21 protein-coding genes and 2 pseudogenes are annotated in these 21,661 nt (G+C 66.6%); 11 read left to right on the forward strand and 12 right to left on the reverse strand.

Annotated elements, in window-relative coordinates; all coding sequences use genetic code 11:
* The 3 genes and pseudogenes from EET03_RS17995 to EET03_RS32745 all read right to left on the reverse strand — a co-directional run.
* Positions 1–777 (reverse strand): PE family protein (locus tag EET03_RS17995; RefSeq protein WP_136625722.1); only part of this gene is annotated, 777 nt, incomplete at its 3' end.
* A 183-nt stretch (positions 778–960) separates the two neighbouring features.
* A complete protein-coding gene (locus EET03_RS18000; RefSeq protein ID WP_099193633.1) occupies positions 961–1,413 on the reverse strand; it encodes a transglycosylase family protein in 453 nt (150 codons plus the stop codon).
* Positions 1,410–1,616: pseudogene (locus EET03_RS32745) on the reverse strand (hypothetical protein); the annotation flags it as partial. The pseudogene EET03_RS32745 and the gene EET03_RS18000, both read right to left, overlap by 4 nt.
* A 102-nt stretch (positions 1,617–1,718) precedes the next feature.
* On the opposite strand from EET03_RS32745, the gene EET03_RS33075 reads away from it, so the two are divergent.
* The 4 genes from EET03_RS33075 to EET03_RS18015 all read left to right on the forward strand — a co-directional run bounded on the left by EET03_RS33075 (position 1,719) and on the right by EET03_RS18015 (position 5,012).
* On the forward strand, positions 1,719–1,772 hold the full coding sequence (locus tag EET03_RS33075) for an Ms4527A family Cys-rich leader peptide (RefSeq protein ID WP_364469835.1): 54 nt from the start codon (positions 1,719–1,721) through the stop codon (positions 1,770–1,772).
* A gap of 116 nt (positions 1,773–1,888) precedes the next feature.
* Positions 1,889–3,556: a nitrite/sulfite reductase gene (locus EET03_RS18005; RefSeq protein ID WP_063471292.1), complete on the forward strand. Its 1,668-nt coding sequence runs from the start codon at positions 1,889–1,891 to the stop codon at positions 3,554–3,556.
* Positions 3,553–4,296 (forward strand): phosphoadenylyl-sulfate reductase, encoded by a 744-nt coding sequence (locus EET03_RS18010; RefSeq protein WP_075544076.1) that lies wholly within the window; start codon positions 3,553–3,555, stop codon positions 4,294–4,296. The genes EET03_RS18005 and EET03_RS18010 overlap by 4 nt, the downstream gene beginning before the upstream one ends.
* Positions 4,275–5,012: a sirohydrochlorin chelatase gene (locus EET03_RS18015; protein ID WP_075544077.1), complete on the forward strand. Its 738-nt coding sequence runs from the start codon at positions 4,275–4,277 to the stop codon at positions 5,010–5,012. Before EET03_RS18010 ends, EET03_RS18015 begins: the two co-directional genes overlap by 22 nt.
* 214 nt (positions 5,013–5,226) lie before the next feature.
* Here EET03_RS18015 and EET03_RS18020 read toward each other — a convergent pair whose 3' ends face one another.
* Positions 5,227–5,721, reverse strand: coding sequence for a hypothetical protein (locus tag EET03_RS18020; protein ID WP_136625723.1), 495 nt, complete (start codon positions 5,719–5,721; stop codon positions 5,227–5,229).
* Positions 5,722–6,254: 533 nt separating this feature from the next.
* Between EET03_RS18020 and EET03_RS18025 the strand changes: the two genes are divergently transcribed.
* A complete protein-coding gene (locus tag EET03_RS18025; RefSeq protein WP_063471293.1) occupies positions 6,255–6,491 on the forward strand; it encodes a DUF6480 family protein in 237 nt (78 codons plus the stop codon).
* 580 nt (positions 6,492–7,071) lie between these two features.
* Positions 7,072–7,446, forward strand: a pseudogene (locus EET03_RS33080) (NAD(P)/FAD-dependent oxidoreductase); the annotation flags it as partial.
* A gap of 334 nt (positions 7,447–7,780) precedes the next feature.
* On the opposite strand, the gene EET03_RS18035 reads toward EET03_RS33080, so the two are convergent.
* The 5 genes from EET03_RS18035 to EET03_RS18055 all read right to left on the reverse strand — a co-directional run bounded on the left by EET03_RS18035 (position 7,781) and on the right by EET03_RS18055 (position 12,206).
* Positions 7,781–8,866 carry a sulfate/molybdate ABC transporter ATP-binding protein gene (locus tag EET03_RS18035; protein WP_244232430.1) on the reverse strand — a complete coding sequence of 362 codons (1,086 nt, stop codon included), beginning with the start codon at positions 8,864–8,866 and terminating at the stop codon, positions 7,781–7,783.
* 27 nt (positions 8,867–8,893) lie between these two features.
* Positions 8,894–9,712, reverse strand: a complete 819-nt coding sequence (gene cysW / locus EET03_RS18040; protein ID WP_099193635.1) for a sulfate ABC transporter permease subunit CysW — start codon at positions 9,710–9,712, stop codon at positions 8,894–8,896.
* Complete coding sequence (gene cysT, locus EET03_RS18045; protein WP_099193636.1) at positions 9,709–10,608, reverse strand: sulfate ABC transporter permease subunit CysT; 900 nt, start codon at positions 10,606–10,608, stop codon at positions 9,709–9,711. The genes cysW and cysT overlap by 4 nt, the downstream gene beginning before the upstream one ends.
* Positions 10,605–11,651 (reverse strand): sulfate ABC transporter substrate-binding protein, encoded by a 1,047-nt coding sequence (locus EET03_RS18050; RefSeq protein WP_075544082.1) that lies wholly within the window; start codon positions 11,649–11,651, stop codon positions 10,605–10,607. Before EET03_RS18050 ends, cysT begins: the two co-directional genes overlap by 4 nt.
* A gap of 351 nt (positions 11,652–12,002) precedes the next feature.
* A complete protein-coding gene (locus tag EET03_RS18055) occupies positions 12,003–12,206 on the reverse strand; it encodes a hypothetical protein (protein ID WP_023365732.1) in 204 nt (67 codons plus the stop codon).
* Positions 12,207–12,260: 54 nt separating this feature from the next.
* On the opposite strand from EET03_RS18055, the gene EET03_RS18060 reads away from it, so the two are divergent.
* The gene (locus EET03_RS18060) at positions 12,261–13,493 is read left to right on the forward strand and encodes an FAD-dependent oxidoreductase (RefSeq protein ID WP_075544083.1); all 1,233 of its coding nucleotides are present in this window, start codon (positions 12,261–12,263) and stop codon (positions 13,491–13,493) included.
* Positions 13,494–13,564: 71 nt separating this feature from the next.
* The gene (locus EET03_RS18065; protein ID WP_075544084.1) at positions 13,565–15,619 is read left to right on the forward strand and encodes a glycoside hydrolase family 15 protein; all 2,055 of its coding nucleotides are present in this window, start codon (positions 13,565–13,567) and stop codon (positions 15,617–15,619) included.
* Positions 15,620–15,715: 96 nt separating this feature from the next.
* Here EET03_RS18065 and EET03_RS18070 read toward each other — a convergent pair whose 3' ends face one another.
* Both EET03_RS18070 and lepA read right to left on the reverse strand, forming a co-directional pair.
* Entirely contained in the window at positions 15,716–16,474 is a 759-nt protein-coding gene (locus EET03_RS18070) for a sensor domain-containing protein (RefSeq protein ID WP_075544085.1), read from the reverse strand.
* 2 nt (positions 16,475–16,476) lie between these two features.
* The gene (gene lepA / locus EET03_RS18075; RefSeq protein ID WP_075544086.1) at positions 16,477–18,405 is read right to left on the reverse strand and encodes a translation elongation factor 4; all 1,929 of its coding nucleotides are present in this window, start codon (positions 18,403–18,405) and stop codon (positions 16,477–16,479) included.
* Positions 18,406–18,440: 35 nt separating this feature from the next.
* Here lepA and EET03_RS18080 point away from each other — a divergent pair, with 35 nt between their 5' ends.
* Entirely contained in the window at positions 18,441–19,052 is a 612-nt protein-coding gene (locus EET03_RS18080; RefSeq protein WP_075544087.1) for a type II toxin-antitoxin system PemK/MazF family toxin, read from the forward strand.
* A 98-nt stretch (positions 19,053–19,150) separates the two neighbouring features.
* Here EET03_RS18080 and EET03_RS18085 read toward each other — a convergent pair whose 3' ends face one another.
* Entirely contained in the window at positions 19,151–19,579 is a 429-nt protein-coding gene (locus tag EET03_RS18085; protein ID WP_075544088.1) for a CBS domain-containing protein, read from the reverse strand.
* Between the two features lie 150 nt (positions 19,580–19,729).
* Between EET03_RS18085 and EET03_RS18090 the strand changes: the two genes are divergently transcribed.
* A complete protein-coding gene (locus tag EET03_RS18090) occupies positions 19,730–20,572 on the forward strand; it encodes a ribonuclease Z (RefSeq protein WP_075544118.1) in 843 nt (280 codons plus the stop codon).
* Between the two features lie 90 nt (positions 20,573–20,662).
* On the forward strand, positions 20,663–21,661 hold a 999-nt coding region (locus EET03_RS18095; RefSeq protein WP_136625724.1), incomplete at its 3' end, for a PE family protein.

The following is a 21,661-nucleotide window of genomic DNA, read 5'->3' on the forward strand; positions in this document are numbered from 1 at the left end:
GAACCCACCGGCCCCGCCGGCACCACCCACACCGACAAATCCTCCGGAGCCACCTACTCCGCCGGCACCGCCGTTGGCCTGCCCGGAGAATCCGCCGGCGCCGCCTGTCCCGCCACTGCCGACGATTCCCGCCGCGCCGCCCGCCCCGCCCTGGCCGCCGTCGAAAATTATTGACAGCCCGCCGTTTCCGCCGGCACCGCCGGAGCCAAACAACCCGCCGGCACCGCCGGCCCCGCCCTTGCCACCGTTTGTCGTCACACCCAGTCCGCCGTTACCGCCTGCGCCACCGTTGCCGAATAACCCGGCGGGCCCGCCATTTCCGCCGTTTTGGCCGGTTCCGCCAGAGCCGCCCGCACCGCCATTTCCGATCAAAACACCGCCGGACCCGCCAGTTGCCCCGGTCCCAGGGGCTCCGTCGGCGCCGTTGCCGATCAGGGGACGGCCCAGCAGTGTCAAGCTGGGCGTGTTGATCGCATTCAGCAAGCTCTGTGCGGCATTGGCGGCCTCGGCGCTGGCATAGGAGCCCGCACTCGCGGCGAGATTCTGGACAAACTGGTCATGATATGCCGACCCTTGGGCGACAAGCGCCTGATATGCCCGCCCATGTGCTCTGAACACCGCGGCGATGCCCGCCGACACCTCATCGGAACCGGCGCTCAACACCGACGTGGTGGGGGCGGCCGCGGTCTGGGCCGCCGCGTTGATCGCCGAACCGATTCTTGCGAAATCTGTTGCCGCCGCGTCCACAATCTCGGGCACCGTCGTCACAAAAGACACCTATACCTCCCGAGGGCTCGGCACGAGTTAGGCCACTCGACGGCACCATCGCTGTCCACCGCCGAGCGTCCGGTACCGGCGATTATTGACTGCGGGAGCAGCCCGACGCGGGAGTTCCGCCAATTTGGGAAGTTGCACCGAACGACCGGTTGTGGTTCGCCGCCATTCCAGGTCGTGCCCGGCTCAGTCGTCGGTGTTACCCGTACAACCCCCGTTTGCCGCCATCAGGGCTGTCAGGATGTGCGTCAGGGAACCTACCGGGACGTCACCACGGCTGCATGAGCTGCATCTTGGCCATGCGCCTGGCCCCTGAGTCGTCATGATTCGCTCCCCCACATCGATCTGCCCGTCCGGACTGGCGGCCGACGACAGCCCGGCTCCGCCGTTGCCTTGCCACGTCGGCTGGCTGATCTGCAAACCACCGTAAAGACCGTTGCCGGTGTCGGCCGCCCAATTGCCGCCGGACTCACATTGCGCGATGGCTTCCCAATTGACGCTATCGGCATGCGAGCTGCCCGGCGCCACGGCGGGCCCCAAGATCCACGCGGCGCCCGCGACGGCCGCCACGGCGAAAACCCGCCGCGCGACCGCGCCTGCGCTGCGGCCGGCGCACATCGCCGGTGTCCCGAAACTCATAGCAGCTGTACCTTTCTTGCCATCCAACGACCGTTGAGCTTGACCATCGTCATCTTGATGCGGACGTGGTCGAGTTGAGACCGCGAATTGTCTCGGTTACTTATCGATTCGTCGATGAACATCAAGACGACAACCTTGTCCGGCGTAGCCGACTTCACCGCGGCCGCCACCACAGAGCCGCGCGTATGAACCTTTGGTTTTGCTCACGGTGAGAACAAATCGGACCTGGTCGCACGGCCGGGCGCGGGGCGTGGCAGAATATCGGCGTGACCGTCGCCCATTCGACCCCGCGTCTTGCGCTGGTAATGCGTCGGCACATCGACCTCAAGCGCGTCTGCAGCTGTTGCTGTCGGCCTTGATGTCGTAGACCCAGCCCACCTGTACCTGCAACTGGCCACCGGATCTGCGCCTCCCCGCAAGAATCGGTGGTTTCCGCGCGCCAAGGTCGGCAATGTTCGCGAAGGAGAACGGCCCAATGACCACAACCCGTCCCGTCAAGCCCCGCAATGAGGGCCAATGGGCGCTCGGAGATCGGGCGCCGCTCAACGCCAATGAAGAGCTGAAGAAGGCCGGCAACCCGCTCGACGTCCGGCAACGTATCGAAAACATCTACGCCCAAGGCGGATTCGACAGTATCGACAAGGACGACCTGCGCGGGCGGTTCCGGTGGTGGGGCCTCTACACCCAACGTGAGCAGGGCTACGACGGCTCCTGGACCGGCGACGAGAACATCGAGAAGCTCGAGGCCAAGTACTTCATGATGCGGGTTCGCTGCGACGGCGGCGCGATCTCGGCGGCGGCGCTGCGCACGCTGGGCCAGATTTCGATCGAATTCGCCAGGGACACCGCCGACATCTCCGATCGGGAGAACCTCCAATACCACTGGATTGAAGTGGAAAACGTCCCCGAAATCTGGCGGCGGCTGGACGCGGTCGGACTGCAGACCGCCGAGGCGTGCGGTGACTGTCCCCGGGTCATCCTGGGCTCGCCGCTGGCGGGTGAGTCGCTCGGCGAAGTGCTCGACCCGACCTGGGCGATCGACGAAATCGTGCGCCGCTACATCGGCAAGCCCGACTTCGCCGACTTGCCGCGCAAGTACAAGACCGCCATCTCGGGTCTGCAGGACGTCGCGCACGAGATCAACGACGTCGCGTTCGTCGGCGTCCGCCATCCCGAGCACGGGCCGGGTCTGGACCTTTGGGTCGGTGGCGGGCTATCGACCAACCCGATGCTGGCCCAGCGGGTCGGTGCCTGGGTGCCGCTGGAAGAGGTGCCCGAAGTGTGGGCGGCGGTGACCTCGGTGTTCCGTGATTACGGCTACCGGAGGCTGCGCTCCAAGGCGCGGCTCAAGTTTTTGATCAAGGACTGGGGTATCGAGAAATTCCGGCAGGTGCTCGAAACCGAATACCTCAAGCGTCCCCTCATCGACGGCCCGGCCCCCGAGCCGATCAAGCATCCGATCGACCACATCGGGGTGCAACGGCTCAAAAACGGCCGCAACGCCGTCGGAGTCGCGCCCATCGCCGGACGGGTATCCGGCACCATATTGTCGGCGGTGGCGGAGCTGGCCGAGCGCGCCGGGTCGGACCGGATCCGGTTCACGCCGTACCAGAAGCTGGTCATCCTCGACATACCCGACGCGTTGCTCGACATCACGGTCGCCGGCCTGGAGGCGCTGGGTCTGCAGTCCAGCCCGTCGCGCTGGCGCCGTAATCTGATGGCCTGCAGCGGAATTGAGTACTGCAAACTGTCCTTCGCCGAAACCCGGGTCCGGGCACAGTCATTGGCGCCCGAACTGGAGCGCCGGCTGGAAGACATCAACTCAGCGCTTGACGTACCGGTCACGGTCAACATCAACGGTTGTCCGAACTCCTGTGCGCGAATCCAAGTCGCAGACATCGGGTTCAAAGGGCAGATGGTCGACGACGGTCAAGGCGGCTCGGTGGAGGGCTTCCAGGTGCACCTGGGGGGAAGCCTCGGACTGGACAGCGGTTTCGGCCGCAAACTGCGCCAGCACAAGGTCACCAGCGACGAGCTGGGCGACTACATCGAGCGGGTGGTGCGCAACTTCATCAAACAGCGAGCAGACGGCGAACGCTTCGCCCAGTGGGCGATTCGGGCCGGGGAGGACGACCTGCGATGACTTCCCCGGCAACTAAACCGACCGAACCGGAGCTGCGGGAGTTGGCGGCGCGCGCTGCAGCCAAACTCGACGGCGCCAGCGCCACCGAACTGCTGCGCTGGACCGATGAAACCTTCGGCGGCCTCAACGGACCGCGCGGATGGGCGACATGCAACTATGTGGTCGCTTCCAATATGGCCGACGCCGTGCTGGTCGATCTGGCCGCCAAGGTGCGGCCAGGCGTGCCGGTGATTTTCCTGGACACCGGCTACCACTTCGCGGAGACCATCGGCACCCGCGATGCGATCGAATCCGTCTACGACATCCGGGTGCTCAATGTCAGGCCCGAGCACACGGTCGGCGAACAAGACGAATTGCTGGGCAAGGACCTGTTCGCCCGCGACCCGGGCGAGTGCTGCCGGCTGCGAAAAGTCGTCCCGCTGAGCAAGACCCTTCGCGGCTATTCGGCCTGGGTGACCGGACTGCGCCGGGTCGAGGCACCGAGCCGTGCCCACGCCCCGCTGATCAGCTTCGACGAAGCGTTCAAACTGGTGAAGGTCAATCCGCTGGCCGCCTGGACCGACCAGGATATGCAGGACTACATCACCGAACACGACGTGTTGGTCAATCCCCTTGTCAACGAAGGCTATCCGTCGATCGGCTGTGCTCCATGCACAGCCAAGCCGACCGACGGCGCCGACCCGCGCAGCGGCCGCTGGCAAGGGCTGGCCAAGACCGAATGCGGGCTGCACGCATCGTGACGACACTCGTCCTGACCGCGCACGGCAGCGCGGATCCCCGGTCGGCGGCCAATGCGCGGGCGGTGGCGGACCGCCTGGCTCGCCTGCGGCCGGGCCTTGACGTGCAGGTGGCGTTCTGCGAACACAATCCGCCGAGCCTGGCCGAGGTGCTGCGGGAGTGTCCTGCCGGCGCCATCGTCACTCCCCTGCTGCTGGTCGACGCGTACCATGCCCGCGTCGACATCCCCCGCCAGATCGCCGGCTCGGCCGCCTCACGGCGCACCAACACGGTCCAGCAGGCCGGTGTGCTCGGCGAGGACGACCGGTTGGAGACGGTGTTGCACCAGCGGCTGGCGGAGCTTGGGGCGGCGCGCCGCGATAACGCCCTCGGTGTGCTGGTGGTGGCAATCGGGTCGTCGAGCGCTTCGGCCAACGCCCGCACTGCGGCGGTAGCTTCGAAGCTGGCCGCCGGCACCCGATGGGCGGGGGCCACGACCGCCTTCGCCGCCGCGCCCGATTCACTGCCCGTCGCCGTCGACGAGTTGCTCGCCCGCGGCGCCCGCCGGCTGGCGATCGCATCGTGGTTTCTGGCGCCGGGCGTGCTGACCGACCGGGTGCACAGCTACGCGGATCGCGCCGGCATTCCGATCACAGCGCCTTTGGGTGCACACCACCTGGTTGCCGAGACGGTCCTGGATCGCTTCCATCAGGCGGCGGCGGAGCGCATCGCCGCCTGACGCCGGGCAACGCTGCAGACCCCAGCCCGCCGCCGGGCTGGAATCGGTCGAGGCTCGAGTTCAGCCGCCGGCCCGCCGGCGTCCGGTTGCTGCGCCGAATACGCTGGCGCTCAACCAGATTCGGTGTCAAAACTACCGGCAGTGGGCGCACCTGCCGGTCTGCGGTCACTGCCGGCGCCGCCACTGCCGCCATCGCGGCCGAAAACATTGCCCGCTAAATGTGACCGGGTGCCGACGGAAAGTGCATCTCGGGCAGCTGTGGCGCGTCGACGCGCGGGGCCTCGGGCAGCTGTGGCGCGTCGACGCGCGGGGCCTCGGGCGGTGGCGCCGTGTCCATCGGTGGGGCAACGGGCTCCATAGGCTTGGGGGCATACGGACCCCCGGCGCACACCCCATCGCCGGGCATCCTGGCGCACTGCGGATCGTCGGGGCCGGTGGGGGGGCCCTGATAATACGGGCCACCGTGGCATATCGGGTTCAACGGCGTCTGGATGCATCGCGGATCATTTGGGCTGGTGGGAGCGTCCGGACCGGAAGGATCGCCGGGGTTGGGATCGTCGAGCAGAACCGGCGGGGCTAACGCGCGACCGGAGCCGGGTGTCGCGTTCGCCGGAACCGTCACACCCGCCACGGGCAGCGCGACAAGCGCCGCGGCCAGTGCGATTTTCATCATTGTGCCGCGGACACCCGAAGCCACTATCCCGTTCATCGATCACTCCCTATGTTGCGGACCCAACCGGCGGCGTTGCCGTTGGCATCTGTTGACGCGGCATTGCGACGCGTTACGCCGCAGATCCGACCGAACGATAGTACATCTAATTAGATCGCTCGGCGCCCGTGCCGTGGCTGTGAAACCTGTCGCCGGCGAATCCCGACGTGCACACATCGGTTCTGCAATTCCCGTGTTGCACTGCGGCCGTCGTGGTCCCAGTCCGGATCACCTTGGGAATTAGGGCGTTTCGTGAGGGCGGCGACAGCGGAACAATCCGGTGAGGCGCTGGCACTTTCGGCCGTGGTGGCAGACAATGTGAGGTTTCCCACGGTTGGCGGCTTGCCATCTACAGCAACCGGACGCAAGACGACTTCGCCACAAGCCACCGCAGACGAGTCGAGCGGTAAGGCCGACATCAACCCGCGGCCCGCCGGACACCGCTTGGATCGTGTCACATCTCTTCGACGGGGTACCCACCAATGACCTGGTTGCCAGTCACCATGCCCGAGCCGAAGGGAGGCCACAAACCCATGACCGCGCTGCCCCCGGATCCCGATCCAGCGAGAACCCCGGCCCTCGAACCCGGCGGAGGTGTCACGCCCGGCTCCACGCCGCCGGACTCGGCGCAAACTTCGGGGCTGTCGGAGCCACAGCCCCGGCCCCGGCGAAGAATCACCCCCGCGGCGCTCGTCGGCCTTGTCGCCGTCGCGCTTTTCGTGCTGCTGTTCGTGGTGGTGGCACTGGCGCTTGCCCTGCACTTGCACTAGTCGCACCGCTCGAGACCGACCCCCGGGTCAGCGCGGTGCGGCCATGTCTGAGCGTCGCCGGTCGCCGTAATGGGCGGGACTGCGCGCGTCCGCTCCGCCTGGCCGCATTAGACAACTATGGTTGACAGTACCACACGTGCTGCCTTCTACTTCTATTGTCAACTAGATATGACATTCCGTCAGACTACGAGCGGTTCGCCTCGATCCGACGATGCCGCCAAGCCGCCAGCCGCCGCTCGAATCCGCGGCTGCGCAACCGAAAGTATTGGGCTACCTAAGTTTTCAGCTGGGACAACCGACCTCGATCGTGAGGTTCACCCGCGGAAGGGAGCTTCACCCGAACACTGGGGCCGGCGAGCGCGTAATGACGGCCCCCTGAGCCAACCCGCTATCTACTACCTCTGAGCATGAAAAGCATTATGACGCAATCGTACTCGCAACGGGATCACGCATCGCTTAATCGAGATGATTTCCCAGATTGCCGGAAGCGGTCGACAGCGGCTCGGCCGTCCACTATTACGCCACAGCAGCGGCTGCGGCCGCACACCGCGCGCTGTCGGCATTCGCCGGAGGCAAGCTGGTGTTCCTGATCACCTCGCAGCCCTACCGATGCCCGGTTGCCCCGTATGAGGGGGCTCTTTTGGCGGCGGATTTGTTGCGTGAGAACGGAACCCGCGTCGCGACTCATTTCGCGATATATACCCCGGAGCAGCAACCGATGCCTTCGGCGGGTCCTTACGCCGGCCCCGAACTCGTCAGCCTGCTGAATCGTGAAGGGATCGACGTCTTTTGCGAACAGACCGTCGAACGCATCGATCCAGACGGCCGGACAATCTATTTTCAGGATGGCCAGAGCGTCGATTTCGATCTGCTGGTGTTCATTCCGCCGCATCAGCCCGCGATCACGCTCGGTCAACTGGGGTGGATCGCAGTCGACCCCGTCACCATGCAGACACAATATTCGGGGATATGGGCAATCGGTGACATCACGGCGATCACCTGCCCCTGGGGTAAGCCCCTGCCGAAAGCGGCGATCTTCGCGAAGAACGGCGCAGCAGCCGCCACCACCAACGTGCTGAACTACCTGGGCCAGACCGACGACAGCGCCGCCCTGTCCGGATCGACACCGGAGCACACCACTCCGCCAGGGACAGTAGCGACTTTTTCGCTCTCCCCGATCCCGGGATTCACCTCACCCCGCCGTCGAGCGAACTGCACCACGACAAGCACGACGAGGAACGCGACTGGCGGGCGATGTGGGAACGTCGGTGGGCCGGAGTATCCGGGGATCACACCGACGTCAGCGTGGTCTGATCCGTCTCGGCCCCGCCGACTCCGTCATCGCCTGGACCCGCGATGTCGTGGGGAATGGGCGGCACCCGGGTGGCGCGCACGTAGACGGTGTCGCCCTCGCGTAGAGCCAGCGCCTCGGCGTCACCGCGGGTGATCTGGGCGGTGAAGGCGCCTCCGGTTGCCGCACTGGTCAACTCGACCCGAACCTCGAAGCCCAGCACCACCACCCGGTTCACGGTGGCGCGGGCTACACCGGTGGACTCCGCCGTACCGTCGGCGGCGGCAACGGCCATCTCCGGAGTCCGGCCGACTCGGATGTCATGCGGGCGGACCAAGGCGCCGTTGAGCATGGAAACCGCCCCCAGGAAGGACATGACGAACGCGTTCGCCGGGGCGTCGTAGACGTCGGTCGGAGATCCGACCTGTTCGATACGGCCCTTGTTGAGCACGGCGATCCGATCGGCCACATCCAGGGCCTCGGCCTGGTCATGGGTGACCAGCACCGTGGTGACGTGCACCTCGTCGTGCAGGCGGCGCAGCCAACTGCGAAGGTCCTCACGGACTTTGGCGTCCAGGGCACCGAACGGTTCGTCGAGCAGCAACACCTCCGGGTCGACGGCCAGCGCGCGGGCCAGTGCCATCCGCTGACGCTGACCGCCGGAAAGCTGATTGGGATAGCGGCCGTGAAATCCGCTCAGGCCCACCACCTCCAGTAGGTGGTCGACCTTCTCCTTGATCTCGGCGCTGGGCCGCTTGCGGATCTTCAACCCGTAGGCGACGTTGTCGCGAACCGTCAGGTGCTTGAAGGCGGCGTAGTGCTGAAAGACGAATCCGATGCCCCGCCGCTGCGGCGGCACCCCGGTCACTTCGCGCCCGTTGATCGTGACGGAACCGGCGTCCGGTCGGTCAAGGCCGGCGATGGTGCGCAACAGCGTCGATTTCCCGGAGCCGCTGGGGCCCAGCAACGCGGTCAGCGAACCGGCGGGCACCACGAAGTCCACGTGGTCCAGGGCAACGAAGTCGCCATAGCGCTTGGCGGCGTTGCGCACGACGATGGCGTAGCCGTTGCGGCCCTTCGTCATGGCTGTGGTCATCTCAGCGTCTCCTCGTCAGGCCTGGCCGGCCGCTCGTGCCCGGCGGGCGTCCAGCGCCACCTGAACGATCAACACCACCACCGCGACGGCCATCAGCAGGGTCGACAGCGCGTAGGCCCCGTACTCGGCGCCACGGTTGTAGCGGTCCGAGACCAGCAAGGTCAGCGTTTGGGACGTGCCCGGAAGGTTCGACGACACGATCAGGACCGCACCGTATTCGCCGAGCGTGCGGGCAACGGTCAACACGATGCCGTAGGTCAGGCCCCACCGGATGGACGGCAGCGTGATCCGCCAAAATGTCTGCCACCAACCGGAACCCAGCGTCGCGGCCGCCTGCTCCTGGTCGGTGCCCAACTCGTGCAACACCGGTTCGACTTCGCGCACCACGAACGGCAGCGTGACGAACATGCTGGCGAGGACAATGCCGGGCAGGCCGAAGATGATCTTCAGCCCCAGGTCCTTCTCGACGAAGCCCAGCGCACCGGCGGATCCCCACAGCAGGACCAACGCGACACCCACGATCACCGGTGAGACCGCGAACGGCAGGTCGATGACCGCCTGTAGTACACCCTTGCCCCGAAATCGATTGCGGGCGAGCATCAATGCCGTCGGGATCCCGAACAGCACATTCAACGGCACCACGATACCCACCACCAGCAGTGACAGATTCAGTGCCGATATCGCCGCCGGCGTACTGATCCAGGCGTAGAACTGGCCGAGGCCCGGTTCGAAGGTCCGCCAGAGGATCACCGTCACCGGAACCACCAGCAGCACACTGACATATCCGAGCGCGATGGATCGGAGCAGGTAACGGACGCCGGGCGAGGGCGTCATGCGACCATCTCCTCCCTCCGGGCGGCACGCGTACCGACGACACGCAACAGCAGCAACACCACAAAGGAAATCGTCAACAGCACAATGGATATCGCGGCGGCGCCGGTCCGGTCGTCGTTCTCGATCAAGGTGCGGATCCACTGGGACGACACCTCGGTCTTGCCCGGCACTGCGCCACCGATCAGCACGACCGAGCCGTATTCACCGATGGCCCGCGAAAACGCAAGGCCCGCACCGGACAACAATGCCGGCAGCAACGACGGCAACACCACGGAGGTGAAGATCTTGGGACCGGAGGCACCCAGCGACGCCGCCGCCTCCTCGGCCTCACGATCGACTTCCAGTAGCACCGGCTGAACGGCGCGCACCACGAACGGCAAGGTGACAAACGCCAGTGCCACGCCCACCCCCCACGCGGTGTGCTGCAACTGAAGACCCACCGGACTGGTGGGGCCATAAAGAGCGAGCATCACCAGGCTGGCCACGATGGTGGGCAGCGCGAAGGGAAGATCGATGATCGCATCGACGAGCCGTTTGCCCACGAAGTCGTCGCGCACCAGCACCCAGGCGATCAGCAGGCCGAACACCGTGTTGACGAGAGTGACCGCCGCCGAAATGCTCAGCGTCACCCGCAGTGAGTCCAGCGCGGCGCGCGACGTGACCGACAGCCAGAAGGCCTGCCAGCCGCCGCCCGAAGCTTGCCAGGCGATGGCGGCCAACGGCAGCAGCACGATGATCGACAACCACACCACCGACACTCCGACCCGAAGTGACGTGCTGCCCCACCGGCCCGGGCCGCGGAGGCCTGGTGCGTTGTCGTCGGCGGGCAGCGCCCGGTCGGCCGGTGGAACCGGCTGTGAATCCGGCTTTGGATCCGGCCTTGTCGGCGCGGTCATCCGGTGACCTGCATATAGATCTTGGTGATGTTGCCGGTGCCCTTGTCGAACAGCTGTGGATCCACTATGTCCCAGCCGCCCAGGTCGGCGATTGTCCACAGTTTCGCCGGCACCGGAAACTGCCCGCGGAAGTCGGCGGCCACCGCGGGATCGACGGGCCGGAAACCGGACTGCGCCCACAGTTTCTGCGCCGCCGCGGTGTACTGGAAGTTCTTGAATGCCGTCGCGGCGGCCAAATGGGAGGTCGTGGTCACCACCGCGAGCGGGTTTTCGATCTTGAACGTCTGTGACGGGGTGATGTGCTGGACCGGCTTGCCCTGCCGTTCGGTGGCGATGGCCTCGTTCTCGTAGCTGATCAACACATCGCCGCTGCCCTGGACAAAGACATCGGTGGCTTCCCGTCCCGATCCGGGACGCAATTTGACGTGTTCGCGCACCAGGGTGCTGACGAAGTCGATCCCCGCTTGGTGGTTACGGCCGCCTTCACTTTTGACCGCATACGGAGCGAGCAGGTTCCACTTGGCCGAACCCGAACTCAGCGGGCTGGGCGTGATGACCTCCACGCCGGGCCGCAACAGGTCGTCCCAATCCTTGATGTTCTTGGGATTGCCGGCGCGTACCACCAGCGTCACCACCGACCCGAAGGCAATGCCCTTGGTGACGTCGGCATTCCAGTCCTTGGAAACCTTGCCGTCCTTGACCAAGCGGGTGATGTCGGGTTCGACGGAGAAGTTCACCAGGTCGGCCGGCTTGCCGTCGACGACACCGCGGGACTGGTCACCGGAGGACCCGTAGGACGTGATCACCTGCACGTCCTTGCCTTCCTCGGAGGCGTTGAACGCCGGGATCACCGTGCGCCAGCCGGGTTCCGGGGCGGAGTAAGCGACCAGGGTGATGCTGGTGTGCGCGCCGGCGGGTCCGCCGCCGCCGACGACGTCGCTGGGACCGCCGTGACACGCCGCGAGGACACCGGCGACCAGCGCGAGCACCACCGGGCGGCGGGCAACGGGATGCCGCCACGGGGTCTTCGGCGTCTGTCGCATTGGTGGCCTTCCGGGGTGCGGGAGCGGTGAGCGTCGGTCCCGTGGCTGCGGAAAGGCGATCGGTCGCTAACTGGAGAACGTCACCAACTCCATGCCAGACCGCGCACGGGCGGGAGTCAGCGACAACAGTGCACGTCGACGGCGGCGCAGATCGCCACAGCCGCAACCACACAGCCGGGCGCGCCATGAGCGCGCCCGGGGCGATCGGCTACCGCGTGCATGCCGGGAAGCCTAACAGAATCGGCCGCAGTCCCATGGCGAGCACACCGTCACCGCGTCAGCAACCACATGGCGATCACCAGCACCACAAGCGCGACCAGGACCAGGGTGACGTGCGACCGCGGCATCGGCTTACTCGGGTGCCTCGTCGGAGTGGCGGATTCGCCGCATCACTTTGATGCCCTTGCCAAGCAAGGCATCGAGCACCGCCGCAGTGATATATGCCAGGCCCAGCACCACCGGCATCACCGCCAACGCCTGCAGCGCGAACGGAAGACCGGAAAGCCACAGCTCGACGCCGTCCCACCAATTCAGGAATCCGTTCACTGAACACACCCTATTCGGCACGGCAGCCGAATCCAATGTGCCACGATCCGTCTAAGATCAGGCGTGCTCCAGCAGTCGGACAAAACCACGTGTCTAGTCGCCGGCGGTGGGCCGGCAGGCATGATGCTCGGTTTGTTGTTGGCCCGCGCCGGCGTTGACGTCACGGTGATGGAAAAGCACGCCGACTTCCTGCGCGACTTCCGCGGCGACACGGTGCATGCCAGCACCTTGCGGCTGCTCGACGAACTGGGGCTGGGGTCGCGGTTCGCCCGGATCCCACATCGCCTCATCGACACCATCCGGATGGAGTTGCGGGGCCAACCGGTCGAGGTGGACCTGACCCGCCTGCCCGGCCCCCATCAGCACATCGCTTTGGTGCCGCAGTGGGATCTGCTGGAGTTGCTGGCCACTGCCGCGCAGACGGAGCCCACTTTTCGGTTGCTGCGCAGCACCGAGGTGACCGGGCTGCTACGCGGCGACGCCGGCCGACGGGTCCTCGGTGTCGAATACCGTGACCCGTCCGGTGAAACCAAGCAGATGCGAGCCGAGCTGACCGTGGCCTGCGACGGCCGGGGGTCAACGGTGCGTTCGGCCCTGGGCCTGCGATCTCGAGCCTTCGGCGCGCCGATGGACGTGTGGTGGCTTCGGTTGCCTCGCCGGGCCGACGATCCCAGCGGGCTTGCCGGCGTCTTCAACGCCGGGCACGGCACGATCACGATCGACCGGGGTGACTACTACCAGATCGCTCACATCATCCCGAAGGGAAGCGATACCGAGATGCGCTCGCAGGGCATTGCGGCTCTGCACCGCACGCTGGTGCGCACGGTGCCCTGGCTCGCGGACCGCGTCGACACATTGAGTTCGTTCGACGACGTGAAACTGCTTGATGTGCAACTGAATCGGCTGCGGCGCTGGTACTCCGACGGAGTGCTGTGCATCGGCGATGCCGCACACGCGATGTCGCCCGTCGGGGGCATCGGAATCAATCTGGCAGTAGCCGACGCGGTTGCCGCCGCGCGCATCCTGGCCGGACCGCTGCGCGCCGGGCGGGTGTCGACCCGCCGGCTGGCGCGGGTACAGGCGCGCCGGTGGGCGCCGACCGCGTTTCTGCAAGCGCTGCAACGGGCCATCCATGCCCGTGTCGTCACGGTCGCAATGACCGGCGGTGACCCGGCGCCGTCGCGGGCGGTCCAGCTGGTGGGCAGGTCACGGCCGCTGCGGCGGGTGCTCGCCTATCTGGTCGCGATCGGTCCGCTACCCGAGCACGCACCCGACTACGCGCGGCGCGGCGGCTAAATCGCGGCACCTGGATAACAGGGCAGCCGAAGTGGTGGACGCGACGTAGGTCGACAGTTGATGATGGCCGCATGGTCCTGCATGCCGAACCCGCAGACGAGGCTGCCGAGGTCGCTGAAGCCGCCCAGGTCTCTCACGTCACCGACATTCCAGCGTTCCAGGCAGCACCCGTCCCGTCCGTCAAGTCCGACGCGAAGGGCATTTTCACGTCCAGCTCATCGCTGCGCAATCCGTTTCCACCCATTGCCGATTACGCCTTCCTGTCCGACTGGGAGACGACCTGCCTGATCTCGCCGGCGGGATCGGTGGAGTGGATGTGTGCGCCCCGGCCGGACTCCCCCAGCGTGTTCGGCGCGATCCTGGACCGCAGCGCGGGCCATTTCCGGCTGGGCCCTTACGGCGTTTCGGTGCCCTCGGCACGCCGCTATCTGCCCGGCAGCCTGATCATGGAGACCACGTGGCAGACCCACACCGGCTGGCTGATCGTGCGCGACGCGTTGGTGATGGGGCCGTGGCACGACATCGAGCGACGATCGCGCACCCACCGGCGCACCCCGATGGACTGGGACGCCGAACATATTTTGCTTCGGACAGTGCGCTGCGTCAGCGGCACGGTCGAGCTGATGATGAGTTGCGAGCCGGCGTTCGACTACCACCGTCTCGGCGCCACCTGGGAATACTCGGCCAACGCCTACGGTGAGGCGATCGCCCGGGCCAGCCATCAACCCGACACTCACCCGACGCTGCAGCTGACCACAAATCTGCGGATCGGGCTGGAGGGCCGCGAAGCCCGCGCCCGCACCAGGATGAAAGAGGGCGACGACGTGTTCGTCGCCCTGAGCTGGACCAAGCATCCGGCGCCGCAGACCTACGAAGAGGCCGCACAGAAGATGTGGCAAACCACCGAGTGCTGGCGGCAGTGGATCAACATCGGCAACTTCCCCGACCACCCGTGGCGGGCGTACCTGCAGCGCAGTGCGCTCACGCTGAAAGGGTTGACGTACTCGCCCACCGGCGCGCTGCTGGCCGCCAGCACCACGTCGCTGCCGGAAACACCACACGGCGAACGCAACTGGGATTACCGCTACGCCTGGGTCCGCGACTCGACGTTCGCATTGTGGGGGCTCTATACCCTGGGACTGGACCGCGAAGCCGACGACTTCTTCGCCTTCATCGCCGACGTGTCCGGCGCCAACAACAACGAGCGCCATCCGCTGCAGGTGATGTACGGCGTGGGCGGCGAGCGAAGCCTGGTCGAGGAGGAGTTACACCACCTGTCCGGCTACGACCACGCGCGTCCGGTCCGGATCGGCAACGGCGCCTACAACCAGCAGCAGCATGACATTTGGGGCTCGATCCTGGACTCGTTCTACCTGCACGCCAAATCTCGTGAGCAGGTTCCGGAGACGTTGTGGCCGGTGCTCAAGCGCCAGGTCGAGGAGGCGATCAAGCACTGGCGCGAACCCGACCGCGGCATCTGGGAAGTGCGCGGGGAACCGCAGCACTTCACCTCGTCGAAGGTGATGTGCTGGGTGGCGCTGGATCGCGGCGCCAAGCTGGCCGCGCGGCAGGGCGAAAAAAGCTATGCCCAGCAATGGCGCCAGATCGCCGAGGAGATCAAGGCCGACATCCTCGAGCACGGCGTGGACTCCCGCGGCGTGCTGACCCAGCGCTACGGCAGCGACGCCCTGGACGCGTCGCTGCTGCTGGCGGTGCTCACCCGGTTCCTACCGCCCGACGACCCGCGGGTGCGCAACACCGTGCTGGCCATCGCCGACGAACTGACCGACGAAGGCCTGGTGCTGCGGTATCGGGTGCACGAGACCGACGACGGCCTGTCCGGTGAGGAAGGCACGTTCACCATCTGCTCGTTCTGGCTGGTGTCGGCGCTGGTAGAGATCGGCGAAGTGGCGCGGGCCAAACGGCTGTGCGAGAAGCTGCTGTCCTACGCCAGCCCGTTGCACCTCTACGCCGAGGAGATCGAGCCGCGCACCGGGCGTCAGTTGGGCAACTTCCCGCAGGCGTTCACCCACCTGGCGCTGATCAACGCGGTGGTCCACGTGATCCGCGCCGAGGAAGAAGCCGACGGCTCCGGGATGTTCCAGCCGGCCAACGCGCCCATGTAGGCGGTGTCAGGCGAGTTTCGCGGCGAGCAGACACAGAATCGCACAATTCCAACAGAATTCGTGCGATTCCGCGTCTGCTCGCGGGCGAGACCGGTGTCAGCTCAGCGCGGTGACCTTGTCCATCATCGCGTGCGCGATGTCGACGGCGCTGGTGTCGAGATTGCCCGACCCTTGGTCTGCCGGGCTCCGGGAACTGAAGAAGGCAACTTCGACCTCTACGATGCAATTTGCCCGGATACCGATGGCCCGCGCTTCCGGAAAGGCTGCGCCAGCCATGCCGGAGATGTTCGGTGTGACCGTAACTGTAGCCGCCAGCACGGAATTGGCGACACGCACGTCGGTGATTTCGTCGGTGAAGCTGAGCCTGCTCCCTCGGAACGTCAGCGTCTCGCCGTTGCACTGGCCCCATTGCTGTGAAAACGTCGCGAAGAGACGGTCGGCTTCGGCGGCTGTGGGCAACGCCACCACACCCTCAGCCACGCTGATCACCTTCACTGAATCTGTTCCGTGCCACCAGGATTCACCTGTAACGTCTTTGATACTCGCGGTTTCGTAGGCGGTTTGCTCCTGCAATGTCGTCACTCCGGCACAGTCGACGACCGGGGTCGGCCCGTACGCCCGGCGTAACTGGTCGCGCCCCCCGAACCACGGCGGTAGGTGCGGATCACCTTGAAACGGCTGGTCGAGGATCTTCGACAGCGCCCGGTCGTCGAGCAGCACTTGCTTGATGGTCTTGCCGAGGACAGGATTTGGCTTCAGTCCCGGCGCGGGTCGCACGCTGCCGCCGATGACCGAGGTGCAACCTGCGGTCAGCACCACGATGCTCAGCACAGTGGCCGCTCGGACGAAGGTCACGGTTACTTCTTGCCCTTGTCCCCCGCGGTGTCGGTGGATAACGCCGCCACAAAGGCCTCCTGCGGCACCTCAACGCGCCCAATGGTTTTCATCCGCTTCTTACCTTCCTTCTGCTTCTCCAGCAGTTTGCGTTTCCGGGTGATGTCACCGCCGTAGCACTTCGACAACACATCCTTACGAATCGCGCGAATGTTCTCGCGCGCAATGATTTTCGACCCGACGGCGGCCTGGACCGGCACCTCGAACTGCTGGCGCGGGATCAGCTCCTTGAGCTTGGTCGTCATTTTGTTGCCGTAGGCGAACGCCGAATCCTTATGGACGATCGCGCTGAACGCGTCAACGGTCTCGCCCTGCAGCAGGATGTCGACCTTGACCAGTTGCGCTTCCTGTTCCCCGGCCTCCTCGTAATCGAGGCTGGCATAGCCGCGGGTGCGCGACTTCAGTGCGTCGAAGAAGTCGAAGATGATCTCCCCCAACGGCATTGCGTACCGCAGCTCCACCCGCTCGGGCGACAGGTAGTCCATGCCGCCCAGCTCACCGCGGCGCGACTGGCACAGTTCCATGATGGTGCCGATGAACTCGCTGGGCGCGATGATGGTGGTCTTCACGACGGGCTCGTAGACGGTACGGATTTTGCTCTCCGGCCAATCCGACGGATTGGTGACGACGATCTCGGAGCCATCCTCTTTGAGCACCCGGTAGACGACGTTGGGTGACGTGGAGATCAGATCCAGATCGAACTCGCGCTCCAGACGCTCGCGGGTGATCTCCATGTGCAGCAAACCGAGGAAGCCGCACCGGAACCCGAAGCCCAGCGCCACCGAGGTCTCCGGCTCATAGGTCAGGGCCGCGTCGTTGAGCCGCAGCTTGTCCAGGGCTTCGCGCAAATTGGGGTAGTCCGAACCGTCGACGGGATACAGCCCCGAGTAGACCATCGGCTTGGGCTCGCGGTAGCCGGTCAGCGCTGCTTTGGCGCCGTTGCGGACCGTCGTCACGGTGTCGCCGACCTTGGATTGGCGTACATCCTTGACGCCGGTGATCAGATAGCCGACCTCGCCCACGCCGAGGCCGTCGCAGGGCTTGGGTTCGGGCGAGACGATGCCGACCTCGAGCAGCTCATGGGTGGCGCCGGTGGACATCATGGCGATGCGTTCGCGTGGGGCGATCTTGCCGTCGACCACCCGAACGTAGGTCACCACACCGCGGTAGATGTCGTAGACGGAATCGAAAATCATTGCGCGAGTGGGCCCGTCGGCGTCGCCCTGCGGAGGTGGCACCTGCCGGACCACCTCGTCGAGCAGCTGTGCCACGCCCTCGCCGGTCTTGCCGGAAACCCGCAGCACGTCGTCGGGCTCGCAGCCGATGATGTGGGCGATCTCGCCCGCGTAGCGGTCCGGGTCGGCGGCCGGCAGGTCGATCTTGTTGAGTACCGGAATGATGTGCAGGTCGCGGTCCAATGCCAGATACAGGTTGGCCAGTGTCTGTGCCTCGATGCCCTGCGCGGCGTCGACCAGCAACACCGCACCCTCGCAGGCTTCCAGCGCCCGCGACACCTCGTAGGTGAAGTCGACGTGTCCGGGAGTGTCGATGAGGTGCAGCACGTAGTCTTGGTCGGCCACCCGCCAGGGCAACCGCACGTTCTGGGCCTTGATGGTGATGCCGCGTTCCCGCTCGATGTCCATCCGGTCCAGGTATTGCGCCCGCATCGACCGCTCGTCGACCACACCGGTCAACTGCAGCATCCGGTCGGCCAGCGTCGACTTGCCGTGGTCGATGTGAGCGATGATGCAGAAGTTCCGAATCTGCGCCGGCGGCGTGAAGGTCTTGTCGGCGAAACTGCTGATGGGAGTCTCCTGGTGGACGGTCTTGAGCCTGCCAGCTGGGCGGTTCGTGGGTATGTCCAGCGTATCCAGCCGTGCGCTTCGAGACACAATCGCGCGCCGCCGGGCGCGGCTATGCTGCCAACATGGCGTCCGCCCGGAAGTCACAGTGGAAGACGTTCCAGCGTTACGCGGAGAATTTAGGGAACCTGGTGTTCAACGAGGCTCCGAAGGTAGCGCGTCAACTACAGAACTCGCAGACCGTACTGCGAGAACTTCAGCATGCGGTGAAGATCACCGCGAACATCATGGCGATGGGCCTGCCGCCACCGCCCCAAGAGATCGCCGCAGGCCGGCCGGTGACCAGCACGAGCTTTCCCACCGCGCAGCGGGCCCGCAGGCTGGTCTACGCCCCGGACCTCGATGGCCGGGCCAACCCCGGGGAAATCGTGTGGACCTGGGTGGTCTACGAAGACGACCCTACCCGCGGCAAAGACCGGCCGGTACTTGTCGTCGGGCGTAACCGCAATGTGTTGCTGGGGCTCATACTGTCCAGCCGGGAAGACCACGCCGCGGATCGCGACTGGGTCGGAATCGGTTCGGGGGATTGGGATTATGAAGGCCGGCAGAGCTGGGTCCGGCTGGACCGGGTGCTCGACGTGCCGGAGGAGAGCATCCGCCGCGAAGGCGCGATTCTGCCGCGCGACATCTTCGATGTGGTCGCCGCGCGGTTGCGCACCGAATACTCCTGGCGTTAGGGAGAGCCACCCTCGCGACCGTAACGCCACGGCGAAATTCCACCCGATTTTTCGCCGTGGCGTTCCGCTGGGTGAAACCGGCCCAAGGTCGGCCCTGGCTAGCCCTGCGTGATGTAGGACTGCAGCTGCTGCTGTTCGGCCTCGAGCTCCTGCATCCGGGTTTTCACCACATCACCGATGCTGACGATGCCGATCAGCTTTTTCCCGTCCAGCACCGGTACGTGGCGCACCCGGTTCTTGGTCATCAGCACGCTCAGGCTGTCTACCGTGTCCGATTTCGTGCAGGTGGCGACATCGCTGGTCATGATCTTGGAGACCGGACGAGACAACACGCTGGCGCCGTGGGTGTGCAACTGGCGTACCACGTCGCGTTCCGACACGATGCCGACCACACCTTCCGCGCCGACCACCACCATCGCGCCGATGTTCTGCTCAGCCAGACCGGCGAGCAGTTCCCGCACTGTCGCGTCGGGATTGATCGTCACCACCGCCGCCCCCTTGTTCCGCAAGACGTCCGCGATCCGCATTGAGGCCTCCCGCCGGTAGTGACCCGATTCACACCAGGCTACGGCTAACTTGCGCGGCGGGAAAGCCGCCACCCCAACACGACGGTGGCCCGCCCGGCGAATCGCCGGGTTGCGCCGCCGCGCACGGCCCCGGCTGGTAAGGATGTGGCCATGATCGAGATCACCTTGCTGGGCACCGGCAGCCCCATTCCCGACCCGAACCGCGCCGGGCCGGCCACCTTGGTGCGGGCCGCCGGGCAGGTGTTCTTGATCGATTGCGGGCGCGGTGTTCTGCAGCGCGCGGCCGCGGTCGGCGTGGGCGCGGCCGGCTTGTCGGCCCTGCTGCTCACCCATCTGCACAGCGACCACATCGCCGAGCTCGGCGACGTGATCATCACCAACTGGGTCACCAACTTCGCTCCTGCTCCCGCGCCGCTGCAGATCATCGGGCCGCCGGGCACCGCCGAGGTGGTGACGGCGACGCTGCAGGCCTTCGGGCACGACATCGGCTACCGCATCGCCCACCACGCCGATCTCGACGCACCGCCGCTGGTCGAGGTCCACGAATACACCGAAGGCACCGTGTGGGACCACGAGGGGGTGACTATCCGGGTGGCGCCCACCGATCACCGGCCGGTGGCGCCGACGATCGGGTTCCGGATCGAATCCGGCGGTGCCTCGGTGGTGCTGGCCGGCGACACCGTGCCGTGCGCCGGCCTGGACGAGCTGGCCGCCGGCGCAGACGCCCTGGTGCACACCGTTATTCGAAAGGACATCCTGGCGCATGTCCCGCAGCAGCGGGTCAAAGACGTCTGCGATTATCACTCGTCGGTGCAGGAGGCGGCGGCGACCGCCAACCGAGCCGGGGTGGGGACCCTGGTGATGACGCACTATGTGCCGGCCATCGTGGCAGGCCAGGAGGACCAGTGGCGGGCTTTGGCCGCGACCGAGTTCAGCGGAGCGATCGAGCTCGGCGACGATCTGCACCGGGTCGAGGTGCACCCCCGGCAATAGCCGGCCGTAATGCACGGACTTGCGCTTACATCGCGATAGGATCCAGTCCCCGACAGTGCTCTTGATCTCGCTCGATCTCAGAGGTGCCGCATGTCGTATGTGATCGCAGGTGCGGCGGCAATCGCTGCGGCGGCCACCGAGCTGGCCGGAATTGGTTCGACGATCGGCCAGGCCAACGTGAACGCGGCGGCCGTGACGGCCGGCGTGCCGGCGGCCGCCGCCGACCAGGTGTCGACCGCCGTCGCGGCGTTCTTCGGGGCGCAGGCTCAGGGCTATCAGGGCATCAGCGCCCAGATGGCGGCTTTTCACGACCAGCTGGTGCAGGCCCTGTCCGCCGGCGGGGCGGCCTACGCCGGTGCCGAGGCCGCCAGCGCCCAGAACCTGCTCGACCTGATCAACGCACCCGCCCTGGCGCTGTTTGGCCGCCCGTGGATCGGCAACGGCGCCGACGGCGGGACCGTCGGCGGAATAGGTCAGCCCGGTGGGCCGGGCGGACTGCTCTACGGCAACGGCGGCCGTGGTGGCGACAGCACCCTGGCCGGAGTGGCCGGCGGCAACGGCGGGGCTGCCGGATTGATCGGTAACGGCGGCGCCGGCGGCACCGGCGGCGCCGGTGGCAGCGGCGGGCTCGGCGGCAACGCCTTCCTGATCGGCACCGGTGGCGCCGGCGGCACCGGGGGCGCCGCCGTCGGCGCCGGGTTCGCCGGCAGCGGCGGAAACGGCGGCCTGGCAGGGCTGCTGTACGGCAACGGCGGGGACGGCGGCACCGGCGGTGCCGGCGTCGCGCTCACCGACATGGGCGGCATGGGCGGGTTCGGCGGCGACGCCTGGCTGTTCGGCAACGGCGGAGCCGGCGGCGACGGCGGCGCCTGCACCGTCAACCCCCTCGGCCAGGGCGGGCTGGGCGGCGACGCCGGCAACGGCGGAGCGCTGTTCGGCAACGGCGGGATCGGCGGTGGCGGCGGCAACGGCGGCGCGGTCGGCGGGGCCGCCGGCGACGGCGGCGCCGCCGGCTATCTGGTCGGCAGCGGCGGGAACGGCGGGGTCGGCGGCGACGGCGACACCGTTTTCGGCGGCCAGGGCGGGGAT

Origin of the sequence: Mycobacterium innocens, from assembly GCF_900566055.1 — a bacterium.
GTDB lineage: Bacteria > Actinomycetota > Actinomycetes > Mycobacteriales > Mycobacteriaceae > Mycobacterium > Mycobacterium innocens.